This window comes from Cohaesibacter intestini (genome assembly GCF_003324485.1).
Classification (GTDB): domain Bacteria; phylum Pseudomonadota; class Alphaproteobacteria; order Rhizobiales; family Cohaesibacteraceae; genus Cohaesibacter; species Cohaesibacter intestini.
The window spans coordinates 832,225-848,101 of record NZ_QODK01000003.1 but is presented as its reverse complement, the minus strand read 5'-3'; the positions used below and the strand labels follow the sequence as shown (position 1 = coordinate 848,101).

Annotated in this window: 17 protein-coding genes and 1 pseudogene; 2 read left to right on the top strand and 16 right to left on the bottom strand. The window is 55.2% G+C overall.

The features are described from left to right. Positions 1-43: 43 nt before the first annotated feature. Positions 44-868: a polyphosphate kinase 2 gene (gene ppk2 / locus DSD30_RS14530; protein WP_114010362.1), complete on the bottom strand. Its 825-nt coding sequence runs from the start codon at positions 866-868 to the stop codon at positions 44-46. Between the two features lie 482 nt (positions 869-1,350). Here ppk2 and DSD30_RS14525 point away from each other — a divergent pair, with 482 nt between their 5' ends. Then, positions 1,351-1,632 carry a hypothetical protein gene (locus DSD30_RS14525; protein WP_138150313.1) on the top strand — a complete coding sequence of 94 codons (282 nt, stop codon included), beginning with the start codon at positions 1,351-1,353 and terminating at the stop codon, positions 1,630-1,632. Between the two features lie 1,134 nt (positions 1,633-2,766). Here DSD30_RS14525 and DSD30_RS14520 read toward each other — a convergent pair. The 6 genes and pseudogenes from DSD30_RS14520 to DSD30_RS14495 form a co-directional block, all read right to left on the bottom strand. Next, positions 2,767-3,019: pseudogene (locus DSD30_RS14520) on the bottom strand (MerR family transcriptional regulator); the annotation flags it as partial. Positions 3,020-3,184: 165 nt separating this feature from the next. Next, positions 3,185-3,496 carry an integration host factor subunit alpha gene (locus DSD30_RS14515; protein ID WP_114010360.1) on the bottom strand — a complete coding sequence of 104 codons (312 nt, stop codon included), beginning with the start codon at positions 3,494-3,496 and terminating at the stop codon, positions 3,185-3,187. Positions 3,497-3,830: 334 nt separating this feature from the next. After that, the gene (locus DSD30_RS14510) at positions 3,831-4,808 is read right to left on the bottom strand and encodes a beta-ketoacyl-ACP synthase III (RefSeq protein ID WP_114010359.1); all 978 of its coding nucleotides are present in this window, start codon (positions 4,806-4,808) and stop codon (positions 3,831-3,833) included. Then, positions 4,809-5,870, bottom strand: a complete 1,062-nt coding sequence (plsX, locus tag DSD30_RS14505; RefSeq protein ID WP_171022147.1) for a phosphate acyltransferase PlsX — start codon at positions 5,868-5,870, stop codon at positions 4,809-4,811. A gap of 188 nt (positions 5,871-6,058) precedes the next feature. Further along, complete coding sequence (locus DSD30_RS14500; RefSeq protein ID WP_157967716.1) at positions 6,059-6,661, bottom strand: YceD family protein; 603 nt, start codon at positions 6,659-6,661, stop codon at positions 6,059-6,061. Positions 6,662-6,812: 151 nt separating this feature from the next. After that, on the bottom strand, positions 6,813-7,370 hold the full coding sequence (locus tag DSD30_RS14495) for a ubiquinol-cytochrome C chaperone family protein (protein WP_114010356.1): 558 nt from the start codon (positions 7,368-7,370) through the stop codon (positions 6,813-6,815). Positions 7,371-7,634: 264 nt separating this feature from the next. On the opposite strand from DSD30_RS14495, the gene DSD30_RS14490 reads away from it, so the two are divergent. After that, positions 7,635-8,138: an outer membrane protein assembly factor BamE gene (locus tag DSD30_RS14490; protein WP_114010355.1), complete on the top strand. Its 504-nt coding sequence runs from the start codon at positions 7,635-7,637 to the stop codon at positions 8,136-8,138. Positions 8,139-8,239: 101 nt separating this feature from the next. Here DSD30_RS14490 and thiL read toward each other — a convergent pair whose 3' ends face one another. The 9 genes from thiL to DSD30_RS14445 all read right to left on the bottom strand — a co-directional run bounded on the left by thiL (position 8,240) and on the right by DSD30_RS14445 (position 15,877). Further along, complete coding sequence (thiL, locus tag DSD30_RS14485) at positions 8,240-9,235, bottom strand: thiamine-phosphate kinase (RefSeq protein WP_114010354.1); 996 nt, start codon at positions 9,233-9,235, stop codon at positions 8,240-8,242. Between the two features lie 11 nt (positions 9,236-9,246). Beyond that, a complete protein-coding gene (gene nusB / locus DSD30_RS14480) occupies positions 9,247-9,738 on the bottom strand; it encodes a transcription antitermination factor NusB (RefSeq protein ID WP_114010353.1) in 492 nt (163 codons plus the stop codon). Beyond that, a complete protein-coding gene (gene ribH, locus DSD30_RS14475) occupies positions 9,738-10,193 on the bottom strand; it encodes a 6,7-dimethyl-8-ribityllumazine synthase (RefSeq protein WP_114010352.1) in 456 nt (151 codons plus the stop codon). Before ribH ends, nusB begins: the two co-directional genes overlap by 1 nt. Before the next feature lie 161 nt (positions 10,194-10,354). After that, positions 10,355-10,966: a riboflavin synthase gene (locus DSD30_RS14470; protein ID WP_114010351.1), complete on the bottom strand. Its 612-nt coding sequence runs from the start codon at positions 10,964-10,966 to the stop codon at positions 10,355-10,357. A gap of 11 nt (positions 10,967-10,977) precedes the next feature. Next, positions 10,978-12,099: a bifunctional diaminohydroxyphosphoribosylaminopyrimidine deaminase/5-amino-6-(5-phosphoribosylamino)uracil reductase RibD gene (ribD, locus tag DSD30_RS14465; RefSeq protein ID WP_157967715.1), complete on the bottom strand. Its 1,122-nt coding sequence runs from the start codon at positions 12,097-12,099 to the stop codon at positions 10,978-10,980. A 100-nt stretch (positions 12,100-12,199) separates the two neighbouring features. Beyond that, positions 12,200-12,682, bottom strand: a complete 483-nt coding sequence (gene nrdR / locus DSD30_RS14460; protein WP_114010349.1) for a transcriptional regulator NrdR — start codon at positions 12,680-12,682, stop codon at positions 12,200-12,202. Between the two features lie 59 nt (positions 12,683-12,741). Next, entirely contained in the window at positions 12,742-14,052 is a 1,311-nt protein-coding gene (gene glyA, locus DSD30_RS14455; RefSeq protein ID WP_114010348.1) for a serine hydroxymethyltransferase, read from the bottom strand. 358 nt (positions 14,053-14,410) lie between these two features. Beyond that, positions 14,411-14,605: a DUF6898 family protein gene (locus tag DSD30_RS14450; RefSeq protein ID WP_114010347.1), complete on the bottom strand. Its 195-nt coding sequence runs from the start codon at positions 14,603-14,605 to the stop codon at positions 14,411-14,413. 33 nt (positions 14,606-14,638) lie between these two features. Next, positions 14,639-15,877: a L,D-transpeptidase family protein gene (locus tag DSD30_RS14445; protein WP_171022141.1), complete on the bottom strand. Its 1,239-nt coding sequence runs from the start codon at positions 15,875-15,877 to the stop codon at positions 14,639-14,641.

The following is a 15,877-nucleotide window of genomic DNA, read 5'->3' as shown; positions in this document are numbered from 1 at the left end:
CCGCGCCTTGTGGTTTGCAGGGACCGTTCTCCGAAGACAGCTCTCAAAGGTCTTTGTGGACCTCCGGCACGAAGGTCTGCTCGTCCATTGGTGGACGAACATAGCCGCTCTGGACCGGTCGGGGTTCCAGCTCGAGCGGCTCGGGTGTCAGATCCTCATAAGGCACCATCGAGAGAAGGTGACTGATGCAATTGATCCGTGCATGTTTCTTGATGTCCGACTCGACCACATACCAAGGCGCTTGCTTGATGTCCGTATGGGCGAACATTTCATCCTTCGCCTTGGAGTAATCCATCCATCTTTTGCGGCTTTCCAGATCCATTGGGCTCAGCTTCCAACGTTTTGTCGGATCTTTCAGGCGGTTCTGAAAGCGGCGTTCCTGCTCTTCGTCTGAAACGGAGAACCAGTATTTGATCAACTGGATGCCTGAACGCACCAGCATGCGCTCAAATTCCGGACAACTGCGCAAAAACTCGCGATATTCTTCCTCAGTGCAGAATCCCATGACCCGCTCGACACCAGCCCGGTTGTACCAGGACCGGTCCAAAATGATCATCTCACCCCGAGCAGGCAAATGGGCGACGTAGCGCTGGAAATACCATTGAGTCTTTTCGCGCTCGGTCGGGGCGGGCAAGGCAACGACTTGCGTGATGCGAGGATTGAGCGGTTCGGTGATCCGCTTGATGGTTCCGCCCTTGCCTGCTGCATCACGGCCTTCAAAGATGACGACTACCCGATGTCCGGTCTGCTTGATCCATTCCTGCATTTTCACAAGTTCAATCTGCAGGCGCAGCAACTCGCTTTCATATAGTTCGCTGGAGATCTTGCCGCTCTTTTTCTGGTCTTCGGAAGAGTTTTTCTTCGCCATCTGCCTGCCTCGCTGTCGTTACCGGAAAAAGCCTAACATAGGGAGACGCACAGTTTGCATACGTAAATTTCCCATGCCCCATAAAAAAGATGCACAGACACAGCTTGTTTGGCACTGAATGACAAACAAAGCCCAGAGCTGCTTGCTGACATCAAGACATGTCACATGAGTGCAATATCCGATGCCTAGGTTCGCTGCATCACATTGGCAGGGGTGACATCCACTGAGTCGCTCTTGTCGGGGATCGTTAGGCTCAGCGCATGGCCATTTGCCACGCTGGCCGAACCACGCACACCAGAGCGTCATGGTTTCTGACCGATGATGCCTATACTGGCCCTGTTGGATTGCGGGGCCATTTTTTTGTCCGGCAGTCTGTTCTGTCGTAACAGTTAACGACATTCTTACAAAAAGCACAGAATTTTGCGGTTCGGGCAAAAAGATGATTAAGATTTCGGCGCTATACTGGAGCAATGATACCAGCATTGTCCATAGCCTCCGCCGGAATGACGGCTGCAGCAGATCGCCTCGAGGATATCGCGATCGGCATCGCCAATCCTGTGCCCGACAATGCGCCGGAAACGACAGTCAAGGCACAGTCAGAGGTCAAGCCGACCGATCCGATTGCGCCAGTCTCCGCATCCCCCAGTCTTGATCCTGCCAAATTGGTGGAATTGATTGAAGCGGAGGTTGCCTTCAAGGCCAGTGCCTTGGCAACCAAGACGGTTGCATCTGCCTCTCAGGATCTGATGGAAGCCCTGCGCTAACCTCCCTGCCCTCATGGCGACCCTATCTGTCTTCAGAACGAGCCTGATCAAGGATTCGCTTGCATTCGAGCAGTTCGAACAGCGTGGATTGCAGGCGACGAATATCGTCTCTTGCCATGCCGGCTTTGGGCTTTTCAGACTTGGCGGCCTCTTCCGAGCGTCCACGCAGCCGATTGAACAGGCTGGTACCGCCGCTTTGTTCACCCAAGACGCGTTGCGCTTCGGAAACCGAAATAGATGCAGCCTCACCAGAAACGAATTTGGGTTCACCCATTGCTAGATCGCGGGGCAGCGCAACGCCGTGATGTTCTCCCTCATGCGGATGCATCCGCGCCAGATTGGCGGCCTTTGGCGGCTGCATGTCGCTGGTTGGGACCTGTTGCTGAGTTGACTTTGCGACGACTGGCTGTGGGGGGGTAGTGGATGAAAGCAGCTGCTGCGGTTCTTGCCAAACAGATTGCTGACCGACGGGCTGAGCTTGGTCCGGCTCCCTTGTGACAACAGGTTGGGCCGGTTGTGGGGCAGAAGACTGAGGCTGCTGGTCCTGATAGTGCGGCTCGGCCACCGGACGTTGAGCCAGAGCAGTTGCGGCATATGGCCCTGTCAGAGGCCCGGTCTGGGACCCAGTCTGAGGCCCGGTCTGGGACCCAGTCTGAGGCCCGGCCTGGGGCCCTGCTTGAAGTCCTGAAGGTGGCGCAGCTTGCGGGCCCGGTTGGTTCGGAGCGGGAGCGGCTGGGTGGGCAGGACCCGCGTCACCTTGTCCGAGCACTGCATTTGCTGCCGCCTGCTGGATCGCATGCACGGCCGCAGCCGGTTGCGGAACAGGGGCTGTAGCTGTTGCGTGATTGATTGGAGCTGAGGGAGCGGCTTGAGGGGCATTGTATCCCCCCGCAGCAGGACGCACAGGTTGGGCGGCAGAATGATCCGCTCCTTGCGCTGGCATCTGACCTGCCGGGTGAGCCATCTGTTGCTGGGGCGATTCCGGTGCCGGGGTGCGTGGAGCAACCAATGGCGGACGGGCCACTTCCAACTGATTGGGTTCAAGATAGTCCTGATGTGCGGAAGTCGCCCCTGCATCAGTCTGCGCAGCAGTTGCGGTTTCGGATGTCTCATCGGTGCCGACGATCGTGTCGATCACATAGCGGACACCCTGCTCTTTCAGAATGCGCTGCACACCTTTGATCGTGTATCCCTCATCATAAAGCAGATGGCGAATACCTTTGAGCAGATCAATATCATCGGGACGATAGTAGCGACGACCGCCGCCCCGCTTCATCGGCTTGATCTGGGAGAAGCGGGTTTCCCAAAAGCGCAGCACATGCTGCGGCAGGTCGAGATCCTGCGCAACTTCGCTGATCGTCCGAAATGCATCTGGGCTTTTGCGCAAGATTCCCACCTAGCTCGCGTAACCGATTATCGCCGCCGCTAAAAAACATCAAAATATATCAAGCCGCCAGACCATCCAACCCCGGCGCAATGCGTACATATCATACAAATCAGGCGTGATTTGGGTCACGCCCATCCACACGATGAGAAAACAGCCTTCATGAAATCAGGATTTAACCGGAGCAAGCGAATCGTTGATCTTTTTCTTCAGTACGTTGGATGGCTTGAAAACCATGACCCGACGTGGAGAAATCGGCACTTCCTGCCCGGTTTTCGGGTTACGCCCGATCCGTTCACTCTTCTCACGCACGAAGAAAGTACCAAACGAAGACAATTTGACCTGTTGCCCTTCTACGAGGCTATTGCTTACTTCTTCCAGAACCATCTCAACCAGTTCGGCAGATTCTGTTCGAGACAGGCCAACTTTCTGATAGACCGCCTCACACAAATCCGCTCGTGTAACTGTCTTGCCCCCCATGCTACAACCCTCATCTAGAAGCATAAACTCTGACTCACCTAGGCTAAAATGGTATTGCCGGAATCGGGTTCCGTCAACTGCAAGAGTGCGCAATTGTCTGTATGGACGGTCATTAATTCGGCTATTGTTGGATGAAACGGCTATCGGCGGCTTCGTTGATCCCTGCCGGGTGCGCATATGACGACAAAAGTCAGTGAGTGTTCAAGTTCCAAGTAAGCCTTGGATAGCAAGCCTCTGTATTGTCGCAGGAAATAATGACGCACAAAAAACCCGCCGAGCTTGCCATGGTGCAAGCCCTGCGGGCAAACCAAATATCTCAAAGGCCAGAAGTCGACTACCAGCGCAGCAGGACGGACCCCCAGGTGAATCCGCCGCCCATGGCTTCGAGCATCACCACATCCCCTTGCTTCACACGGCCATCGCGAACGGCGGTGTTGATGGCCAGCGGAATGGACGCTGCCGAGGTGTTGCCATGCAGGTTGACTGTGGTGACCACCTTGTCTTTGGCGATATGCAGCTTCTTGGCGCTGGCATCGATGATCCGGCGGTTGGCCTGATGCGGGATGAACCAGGTAAGATCGTCCGCCGACATGCCCGTCGCGGCAAAGGCGTCGGTGATCACGTCGGTGATCATGCCCACCGCATGCTTGAAGACTTCCTTGCCTTCCATGCGCAAATGACCGGTGGTCTGTGTGGTGGAGGGGCCACCATCGACCAGCAGCTTTTCCTTGTGCCGGCCATCAGATCGGATATGGCTGGTCAGAATGCCGCGATCGTCATTCGTCCCTTCCCCTTCCTGTGCCTGAAGCACAAGAGCACCGGCCCCATCGCCGAACAGCACGCAGGTGGTCCGATCCTCAAAGTCGAGAATACGGGAAAATGTTTCGGCTCCGATAACAAGTACATTCTTCGCGCGACCGCAGCGGATATACATATCGGCAGTCGACAAGGCAAAAACGAAACCCGAGCATACGGCCTGCAAGTCGAATGCGGCACCATGATGAATGCCCAGACGGTTCTGGATGGCAACGGAGGTCGCAGGGAATGTGTTGTCCGGGGTGGCAGTGGCACAGATGATCAGATCAATGTCCTGCGCATCCATTCCGGCGTTGTTCAGTGCGTCGATTGCGGCATTGTACCCCAGATCAGAGGTATATTCGCCCTCCGCAGCAAAGTAACGCTGCTCGATACCAGTTCGCTGGCGGATCCACTCATCCGACGTATCGACGATTTTCGTCATGTCGTCATTGGTGACGACATTTTGCGGCAAGTAGGCACCCGAACCTACGACGACTGATCGTAACACACTCACTTATGCGTTCTCCTCATCGGTCGCGAGTTCTTCTTCGATCGCGTACCGGTTTTTGTTGAAAACAGACAAATCCTGTTCAATATTTTGCGTCAGGCCATTTTTGACCATGTCATATCCAAGACCGATGGCAGATGAGAATCCCTCGCCGTCGGCACCGCCGTGACTTTTGATCACGATGCCATTGAGGCCGAGAAAGACACCGCCATTGACCTTGCTCGGATCCATCTTTTCGCGCAATCGGTCAAAAGCCGAGCGCGCAAAGACATAACCGAGCCGTGACATCCAGGTCCGCTTCATCGATTCCCGCAAATAGGTTGCCAACTGCTTGGCGGTCCCTTCTGCAGTCTTCAGCGCGATGTTGCCGGAAAAGCCTTCCGTCACAACCACATCGACGACACCCTTGCCCAAATCGTCGCCTTCCACAAATCCTTTATATTCGATATGCGGCAGCTTGAAATCGCGAAGAAGGCGGCTGGCTTCCTTGACTTCATCAAGGCCCTTCACATCTTCCTCGCCAATATTGAGCAGGCCCACCGTCGGGCGCTCAATGCCAAACAGGGATCTGGACATCGCACCACCCATCATCGCGAAGTCGATGAGTTGTGATGCATCGGCACCAATGGTTGCCCCAACGTCAAGCACAATAGACTCGCCACGTAAAGTTGGCCAAATGGCAGCAATGGCCGGACGTTCGATATCCGCCATGGTTCGAAGACAGAATTTCGACATCGCCATCAGGGCGCCGGTGTTGCCCGCCGAAATGCAGACATCGGCGGTCCCGTTCTTTGTGGCTTCGATTGATTGCCACATGGAAGACTTGAATCGGCCGCGCCGCAAGGCCTGACTCGGGCGCTCATCCATCTGGACACTGACCTCGCAATGGATCAGCGTGCTGGCAGCTTTGACCTTCGGGAATTGTTCCAGCAGCGGCTCGATAATGGCGCTGTCACCATAGAGCACATAACGGATATCCGGATACCGTTCGAGTGCGATGTCAGCCCCTGAAAGCACAGTTGCAGGTCCCTTGTCACCACCCATCACATCGAGGGAAATGTTCACAATTTCTGCCATACCTGACTACTCTACGCCGCTTTCTGTTCGTTCGGACATCCGGTCCGCTGGCCCTGCGCCTGCTATCGAATATCGTCCTTTGGATTTCAGCCAAATCGCACCGTCACAAGATTGTGATGGACAATATCGATTTCTAATCAAGAAACAACCGCCTTATGGGTTAGTTGATCGAAAGGCCCTTAATTCTCGCCATCTGTTGACAATTGATCCTTCAGGCCTGCAAGGGCTGCAAATGGATTGTCAGCGCTGTCGGGGCCGCCTTTGTCCTCGATGTGATCGTGGAAGTCGGCATCATCAGCACGCGGATAATCATCAAGGGCCAGTGCGAAGAACTCTTCGGCATAGGCTCCGACATCAATCACTTCGCCTTCAAACGCCTCCGGTGGATCTTCTCCTTCCGGATCGATGATCATTTCGCCACCAGAGAGCTCGTCATTGGACTTGCGCGCGAAGGGCGATCCTTCCGGCACCAGGGTCAAGGAGAAGGGTTCGTCAATCACTTGCAGAACTGGTTTCAGGGTGACGACGCAAGCTTGCTCCACCTCACCCATCACGCGCCCCTCCATCCGTGCTCCGGTTTTCTTGAATGGCGTCACACGCGCATCGATCGCGAAGGACTTGACCGACAAGATCCCCAATCGACGGCACAATTCGGCGCATTGGTCCGCGTCAGCCTTGGCCTTGACGACTTCGCCAAGGCTCTTGATGCGGGCTACGATGACCGGCAGGGACAAAAGGGGGTCACGTTTTTCAGTGACGGGGTCGTTGTGTTTTTGCGTCACGGGCGTTGCCTCGGATCGCGCATCTTGCTGCGCTGTTATCTTTATTGGGCTGTTTTCTTTGCTTGGTGTAGATTTAGAGGCTTTTGAGGCCGTTCCTAGGCCCGTTGGCAAATTCCTTAGGGCAAGGCGTCAATCATACACAGATTTGTTGTCAAACAGCCCCTGTTTTGCTCACCGCAATGATTGCCGGGAAGTGGATCTGTCCTTTGGCAAAGTTTTCGACGCTTTGTTCAGCCAAGGCTTGGGTGCAGGCCTGAACATAGTCGACCAATGCAGGGGCCTTGTCATGAATGCCATCTGTATCGGGATAGATGTTGCGGGTAAGGGCGGCAGCAAAGCTCTCGTCGCCCTCTTCGCGACTGGTGTCATAGGCACCCACATGGCCATAAAAGGCCTGTGCCATTTTCTTGATCTTCTTTGGCACCGACAGATCCCCAATACCGATTTCGCGCAAGGAATGGTCCATATCCTTGAAGAAGCGGTCAAACACAGCCTGTCCCAGATCCCGTGCCTGCTGGTCTTCGTCCCGCAACCGGTGAAACAGCATATAGGCATGCAGAACGATCATTTCGAACCGCCCCGTCACACTATCTTCTACTTGATAGTCGATATAGAATTCAGGTTGCCGTGCCTGGGCAACAATCTCGCGATAAAGAGCGTCGGCGGCCTTTTCCTGAGCAGTTTCCTTGTGAAATAGGCTGAAGATCATGCTTTAATCCGTCTTGTCGATCCAAAATGTGCGAAAGCGGGGCTTTGCTTGGTTGTTAGTATCACAATTGCCAGAAATCATCGCCCGATTTGCGACAAAGATTGCATTTAAACAGCAAAAAGGATACCGACTAGAAAAAATGACAGACATCGAGATGTCTGTGGTCTGGCGTTTGCATCGGCCGCGCCTCAGTTTACCCATTGCGTTGCATGTTGCTCGTCAACAGGCATGTGGATCAGTCATCAGCAGGAGTAGCACACTCACATGTTCAGCCTCAGTCACCGCGCCGACAGTCGCGACGCCCGTCAAAACCACAAGATCCTATCGTCTGTCAAGGCCGTGAGCGCCGCTGTTTGTCTCGGCACTTTCCTGTTGGCAGGCTGCTTTACCGAAGAGACCTCGGTCCACGGCTTCGTGCCGAGCGATTACACGCTCGACCAGATTGCTGTCGGCTCCAGTCGTGAACAGGTGATCCTCACTCTGGGCTCCCCATCAACGACGGCCAACTTTGGCAATGAGGTGTTCTATTATATTTCGCAGACCCGCAAAAAGCCGGTCGCCTTTATGAATGCCAAACCCGTCGATCAGACCGTTGTCGCCGTATATATGGACGAAGAACAGCGCGTGGCTCGCACCGCTCGCTATGGTCTCAAGGATGGCAAATTGTTCGATTTCACCAATCAGGTCACCCCGACCGGTGGTGCGGAAGCTTCGTTCCTTGGTCGTCTGATGGAAGGCCTTGGCCCGGCAAGCCCGTTCGGAAACTAGTTTCTTTGATCCGAACCTTTTCCGACAGATCAGCTCTGAATACCACAACACTGTCAGCCTCAGGTTGACGGTGTTTTTTTATGGCTCCGATTGCATTGTGATCAAAAATGCTCGTAGGCGGTCATGTTGCCGATGGACTGCAAAGCACCCTGCTTGTCGCGCAAGTGCACATCGTTGCCTTCGCCAACGGAACCGACATGGGCGATCGGGACACCACAGGCCTTCGCCACGCTTTCTGCTTCGATGCGATGTTTCGGTGGAATCGTGAAAAGAAGCTCATAATCATCACCACCGCCCAACACTGACTGCCACATGTCGGGCATCTGGGTCACGACGGCGCGGGCCGCGTCGGAAATAGGAACGTTTTCCTGACTGATGGTGATTGCAACCTTGGCAGCCTGTGCCATCTTCGTAGCGTCTCCCAACAATCCGTCCGATATATCCATCGAAGCAGTGGCCAGACGAGCAATCATCTCGCGCAGGGCGACGCGTGGTTGCGGCAATAGAAACCGATCGGCCAGAAAGGCATGCTGCTCTTGTGTCAAGATATCGGCCAATTCGCCCTTGCATACCTGAAGCCCGAGCGCACCGTCACCGATGGTGCCAGACACATAGACCAGATCGCCGGGCGCGGCATTCTTGCGCAACACCTGCCGATGGTGATCTAGCAGGCCAAAGGCGGTGATGGAGAGGGTCAGTCGCTCCGGACTTTTGACCGTATCGCCGCCCAGCAGAGGAAAATCGAACAGCTTCTGGTCGCGCGCAAGCCCGACACAGAATTGCTCAAGCCAGTCTTCGGTCCAATCGAGGGGCAGCCCCAGACCGAGCATGTAGCCATAAGGCTTTGCACCCTTGGCGGCGAGATCGGACAAATTGACCCGCAGGGCTTTCGCGGCAATCAGGTCAGGGCGATCCTTGGCAAAGAAATGCACGTCGGCGACCAGCATATCTTTGGTGAGCACCAATTGCTGGCCGTCCGGCACGCTCAAAAAGGCCGCATCATCGCTCAGGCCATAGGCGGCATCCTCTTTGCACAAAGGGGCGAAGTAACGCGCAATCATCGCGCTTTCGCCAATCCGCCGCTTCTGGTCTGACATGAGTAGGCCTGTTACTTGTTGCTTTTCTTCTTCATTTCGTCGGCACGCATGCCGCGGGCCAAATTATCGAGCACTGCATTGACCAAACGCGGTTCGTCTTCTTCGAAGAAGGCTTTGGCGACATCCACATATTCGGTCAGAATCACCGGTACCGGCACTTCCTTGTGTGACATCAGCTCATACAGGCCACAGCGCAAGATGGCGCGCATGGTCTGGTCAATGCGAGCCAGCGGCCACCCTTTTTCAAGGGCATTATGGATCATTGGGTCGAGGCGGCGTTGCTCGCGCACAACACCACTGACCAGTCCCTTGAAATAGGAATAGTCAGCCGGCAGATAGAGCTCGTCGTCAACCTCTTTGCCGAGGCGATAGAGTTCAAATTCTTGAAGCACTTCCACCAGCGGCGTGCCGCCGACATCCATTTGATACAGGGCCTGCACGGCACCAAGGCGGGCTGACCCGCGCTTGTTGGCCGTACGGACCGGTTTTTCATGATCGGTCATTATTCGATTCCGAATTTTTCTCGTAGATCGACCATCGCGAGGGCAGCCTTCGCAGCACCGCCACCTTTGTCTTTATCGGTGACATTTGCGCGCGCCCAAGCCTGATCGGAATTTTCAACGGTCTGAATGCCATTGCCGACGGCCACACAGCCCTCGACGGCCAGATCCATGATGGCGCGGGCGGATTCATTCGCCACGATATCATAGTGGGTGGTCTCACCACGGATCACCACACCAAGGGTGACATAGCCATCATAATCGGCCTCCCCTTCTTCCACGGCAGCCATCGCCATGGAGAGGGCAGCAGGAATTTCCAGCACACCTGGAACGGACACACGCTCATAGGTCACACCTGCTTCCTCAAAAGCAGCCATGGCACCTTTCGCCAACTCGTCGGCGAGATCGTCGTAGAAGCGAGCTTCAATGATCAGAAAGTGGGGGTCTTTTGCACTCATTGCTTTGTCCAATCGTCTTGTTCCAGCGATAGCGCTGTGAGGGCGTGTCAAACCACGAAAGGTGGAATTTGTCCAGCCCAAAAAGGCAATCAGGTGCGCCGAACCTCAATCCGCCGCACCTGTCGATCCATTATAGCATGGTCCAGTAAGACCGTCCCCTGTCAGGATGGGGTATATTCATTCAGTCGGGCAACATATCGGGCCATCATATCCACTTCAAGATTGATCTTGTCGCCCACCTGCTTTTCCGACCAAGTGGTGTTGTCCAAGGTGTGGGGAATGAGAAAGATCGTGAAATCATCACCATCCACATCATTGACCGTCAGCGAGGTGCCATCAAGCGCAACGGAGCCCTTGGCCGGGATGAAGCGTGCCAGTTGGTCGGGCGCGCGCAATTTGAAAAAGACGCTATCAGGATGGTCTTCACGCTCAACGATCACCGCAGAAGCGTCTACATGGCCGAGAACCAGATGACCGCCCAGCTCATCACCCATTTGCAAGGATCGTTCAAGATTGAGCTTGCGACCAACTTGCCATTCACCCGCATTGGTCAGGTCCAGGGTTTCCTTTGCAGATTCGACGACAAAGTAATTTTTGCCACCTTCCAGAGCGCCGCACGCAATGACCGTATGACACACACCAGAACAAGCGATTGAGGCGCCGATTTCGATGGTTTTAGGGTCAAAGTGGGTGGCGATTTTCACCCGCTGACCAGCTGGTATTGTCTGGTGCTCAATCACTTCGCCAATGTCAGTCACAATTCCGGTGAACATCTCACGTCCCCTTATTCTGTTGGGTCTTCATACAATTCGGTCAAACTTTGAGGTCGTATATAAACCTCCATATGGTCCTTGCCCAGACTTTCTTGCCGCTCGCGGGTCAATCCTGCCTGCTGCATACTGTCACTCACAGACTGTTTGAAGGCGGGAATGCCTTCCGGGCTGACGGTGCCCGCGCCGCGATACAGGAAGAATTCATCGATCAGTTTGGCGGACAGGAGCGCTTGGGCGAGTGCGGCACCACATTCGGCAAAGAGCGTGTTGATGCCTTGCCCAGCCAAGGTCTCCAAGGCTTCATGAAGCGGAACATGACCGGTTTCATCTGCCTTAAATAGAAATAGACGACACCCAGCCTCTTCCAGCAACAAGGCTTTCTCTGTAGCGATCCGACCGGTTGTCAGCAGCCAGACAGGCACCTTGTGGGCGCTTTTGACAAGCTGGCTGTCAAGCGCGAGGCTTCCTGCGCTATCAAGGATAACCCGGATCGGTGAGCGCCCTTCAAGCCCCGCGCTGCGCACAGTCAGGCTGGGATCATCAATAAGGGCGGTGTGCGATCCAATCAGAATTGCATCAGCCTGCGCCCGCAGAGCATAGGTCTTGTTTTTGGCGACCTTGCCAGTGATGGGATGGTTGGCCACATTGGTCAGGCCGATTTTGCCGTCTTGGGACACGGCCATTTTGGCTTGCACCCATGGGCGACCGCGCACGGTGCGCGACAGGAAGCCAGACAGGTCCCGGTGCGCTCTATGTTCCAAGAGACCGCATTGCGTCTTGATGCCAACCCTTTGCAACATAGAAAAGCCGCGCCCGGCGACGCGGGGGTCAGGATCTGGATGAGCCGCCACGACCCGGGCAATACCGGCCTCGATCAGCGCACTTGCACAAGGTGGGGATTTGCCGTGATGGGAGCAAGGCTCAAGGGTGACATAGGCGGTCGCACCTTGTGCCGCATGTCCGGCCTCAGCCAAAGCGACCCGTTCTGCGTGAGGGCGGCCGCCTGCTTGCGTCCAACCGCGGCCAAGGATCGTGGTTCCATCGGAACCATGACGCGCAATCACGCAGCCAACGGCGGGATTCTCGGCTGTGTTGCCCTGACCGCGTCGCCCCAATCTTAGGGCAAGGGCCATCAAGTCTTCGTCGCTTAAATTGCGTGTGAAGCTTTGCATATCTTGTAAGCCCTCCCAGTCTTGTCTCACAGTTTGAGGCGACCCGGATGGCTTTACCCGTTTATGCGCCTTCTTCTCCGCGTTCCTTTTCCTGACCTTCGGACAGCTCAGTGAGCATATCCGAGAAATCCTTGGCCTCGCGGAAATTCTTATAGACGGACGCAAATCGGATATAGGCGATTTCATCGAGCCCTTTCAGGCCTTCCATCACCAAGGTACCGATATGTTCTGCCTGCACTTCGGCATCGCCCGCGCTTTCGAGTTGGCGCACGATGCCTGAGACCATGCGTTCAACTTTCTCATCTTCTACGGGACGTTTGCGCAGGGAGACCTGTACGGAACGCATCAATTTGTCCCGATCAAATGGGACACGGCGACCAGTGCGCTTGATCACCGACAATTCACGGAGCTGAACGCGCTCAAACGTGGTGAAACGGCCTCCGCAACCACCACAAACACGGCGGCGGCGGATGGCGGTATTGTCTTCGGTGGGACGGGAATCCTTGACTTGGGTATCATCAAATCCGCAATAGGGACATTTCATCTTTCCGCCTCACCTTGCTGTAAGGGCAGGCCCCCTCAGGGGCCCTGCCCATATTCGTCTTACAGGTCCGCGTAAATCGGGAAGCGATCGGTCAAGACGATGACCTTTTCCTTCACGGCTGATTCCACGGCTCCATTGCCTTCTTCGCCATTTGCGACCAGACCGTCAAGCACTTCGATGATCAATTGACCGATGAGTTTGAACTCTTCTGTGCCAAACCCACGCGAGGTGCCGGCAGGCGTGCCAAGACGAATGCCAGAAGTGATCATCGGCTTTTCCGGATCAAAAGGCACACCATTTTTGTTGCAGGTGATGAAAGCGCGGCCAAGGGCGGCTTCAGCGGCTTTACCGGTCAGGCCTTTTGGACGCAAATCGACCAGCAACAGATGGTTGTCGGTGCCACCAGAGGCCAGCTCAACGCCGCCTGCATAGAGGGTGTCAGCCAGCGCCTGCGCATTGTCTTTGACAGCCTTTGCATAGACTTTAAAGTCGTCGGTCAAGGCTTCCCCGAAGGCAACAGCTTTGGCTGCGATGACATGCATCAGCGGGCCACCCTGCAGGCCAGGGAAGACAGCGGAATTGACCTTTTTGGCGATGTCCGCATCGTTGGTCAGCACCAAACCACCACGCGGGCCACGCAGGGTCTTGTGGGTGGTGGAGGTGGCGATATGAGCATATGGGAATGGGCTCGGATGCAGGCCTGCAGCCACCAGACCCGCAAAGTGGGCCATATCGACCATCAGGTAAGCGCCAACGGAATCAGCGATATCGCGGAAGCGTTTGAAGTCAAATTCGCGGCTGTAAGCAGAGCCACCAGCGATGATCATGGCAGGCTTATGCTCATTGGCCAATTCTTCAACCTGATCGAAATCGATGCGGCCATCCTGCTTGCGGACGCCATACTGAATGGCGTTGAACCATTTACCAGACTGGTTTGGCTTGGCACCGTGGGTCAGGTGACCGCCGGCATCAAGGCTCATGCCCAGAATGGTGTCGCCCGGCTTGATCAGCGCCATGAAAGCGGCCTGGTTGGCCTGCGAACCAGAATTGGGCTGGACGTTGGCGAACTCACAGCCAAACAGCTTGGTGACCCGTTCAATGGCGAGATTTTCGGCCACGTCCACAAACTGGCACCCACCATAATAGCGACGGCCCGGATAGCCTTCGGCATATTTGTTGGTCATGATCGAGCCCTGCGCTTCGAGCACGGCCTTGGAAACGATATTCTCAGACGCGATCAGCTCGATTTCGTGCTGCTGACGACCAAGCTCGTCCTGAATTGCCTTGGCGATTTCCGGATCACCGGCGGCAAGATCGCGGGAGAAAAAGTCCGGGAAAATGACTCCCGCATTGTTATCATTGGCAGACATGAAACGTACCCCTTCGATTGGCGGAAGCAAGGATGGCGGTCAACACATGCCAGACCTGCTCGCGATTTTGAGTGCCTTTTGGTGTCCAAGGTGCCGAGGAAGCACAAGGGACTCAGCATTCCGTCTGATGCGCAAGACAAAAATGGAGGCTATTAGCTAGCACAAACAGCCTCGCAATGTCTGTCACAAATATCTCTATGAAACATGATTTCATGATCACATATTGGCATCACTGTGGACACTTTTTGCGACTTCATGCTCGTCATATTTTGGGATTAGCACACTCGCTTCTCAAACCCAATAAGGATTTAGAGCGACAGTGGATGCAGAGGAGTGAATATTCCCCAAAAAGATGGTTTCAGGAATGGCCGAGTTGGCGCAAACGCATTTGCAGCTTTCGGACGGCCAGATTCTGCAGGTCATGCTGTGAAACGCTTGCCGGGCCGAAAACCGTCACCTCGACACCTGTGGTGGCATCGACCGCAACGGCTTTCACCTGCTGTCCGATCTGGAAGAATTCGATGTAGATTTCACCGGGTTTTGGCGCAACCATTGGCGATCCCTCAGCTTCGATCCTGTTGTCTCATCACAGTGGCTGGGAAGCCTGCAAGGTCGGCTCCATGGCGGACAGACCATCGCGGTTATAGATATCATCGCGGAAATGGATCATGCCGCCGTTGGTAGACCAAGCGGTGATGTATGTCATGTAGATCGGCACGCGACCACGCACGGAGACATCGACCCGCTCGCCGGCCCGGATCGCTTCATCAATTGCCAGCCGGTCCCAGCCCTGGGTATCCTTGAGAACCCATGTCACGAACTCGCGGACATTCTGCACGCGAACGCAGCCTGAAGAGTGGAAACGATAGCTCGACCCGAACAGCGTCTTGGACGGGGTGTCATGCAGATAGACCGCATGTTTGTTATGGAAGTTGATCTTGATCGACCCCATGGAGTTCTTGGCGCCCGGCTCTTGACGGAACTGATAGTTCAGAGCTTCATCGGTCGTCCAGTCCACTTGCGTGGCATCCAGCTCAACATTGTTTCTCAGATCGCGGATCTTGATCTTGTTGTCGGACAAATAGCTGGGATCCTTCTGCATCTTCGGAATCAGATCCTTGATGATGATGCTTTTGGGAACATGCCAGTAGGGATTGAAATTGATCTCGTGAATCTTGGAAGCCAGAACAGGGGTCTGGCGGTCAATCTTGCCAACGACGCCGGTATGACGGGAATGGACATAGCCACCTTCGACGGTCTCAATCTCGGCGGCTGGGATATTGACCATTACATAGCGCTCACCGAGATAGCCGGACATGGAGCGCACGCGCACGAGATTGGTTTCCAACTGACGCATGCGCACCTCTGCCGGCACATTCAAGGCTGCAAAAGTGTCCTTGCCAACAATGCCGTCCGGGGAAAAGCCATGACGGGACTGGAAGCGGCGCACGGCGGCATCGACGTAGGAGTCAAACACATCGCTCATGCCGACATTCTGTTGCAAATCACCGGACATCAACAGGCGACGACGCAGAATGGCCACGGTTTGCGACCGCGCACCAATGCGCAAGGTCTGATCATCGGGCACCAGAGGCCAGCCACCCTGTTGAACAATGCCATAATAGGTCTGGATTGCCATCTGGATATTGTCGGCGGTGTTTTTTGAAAGAGTTGGCTCGGCGGTCCGTACCGCAGCGACGGTCTGGCCGGGCGTATCGAAACGATCCCCCCATTCTGCCGGTCGCTGCTTGAGCACTTCATCAATCGGATTGGTGCTTTGTGCCCAAACCGGAGTGGCTGTGAGCGAAGCGAGGCCAGCAAGCAT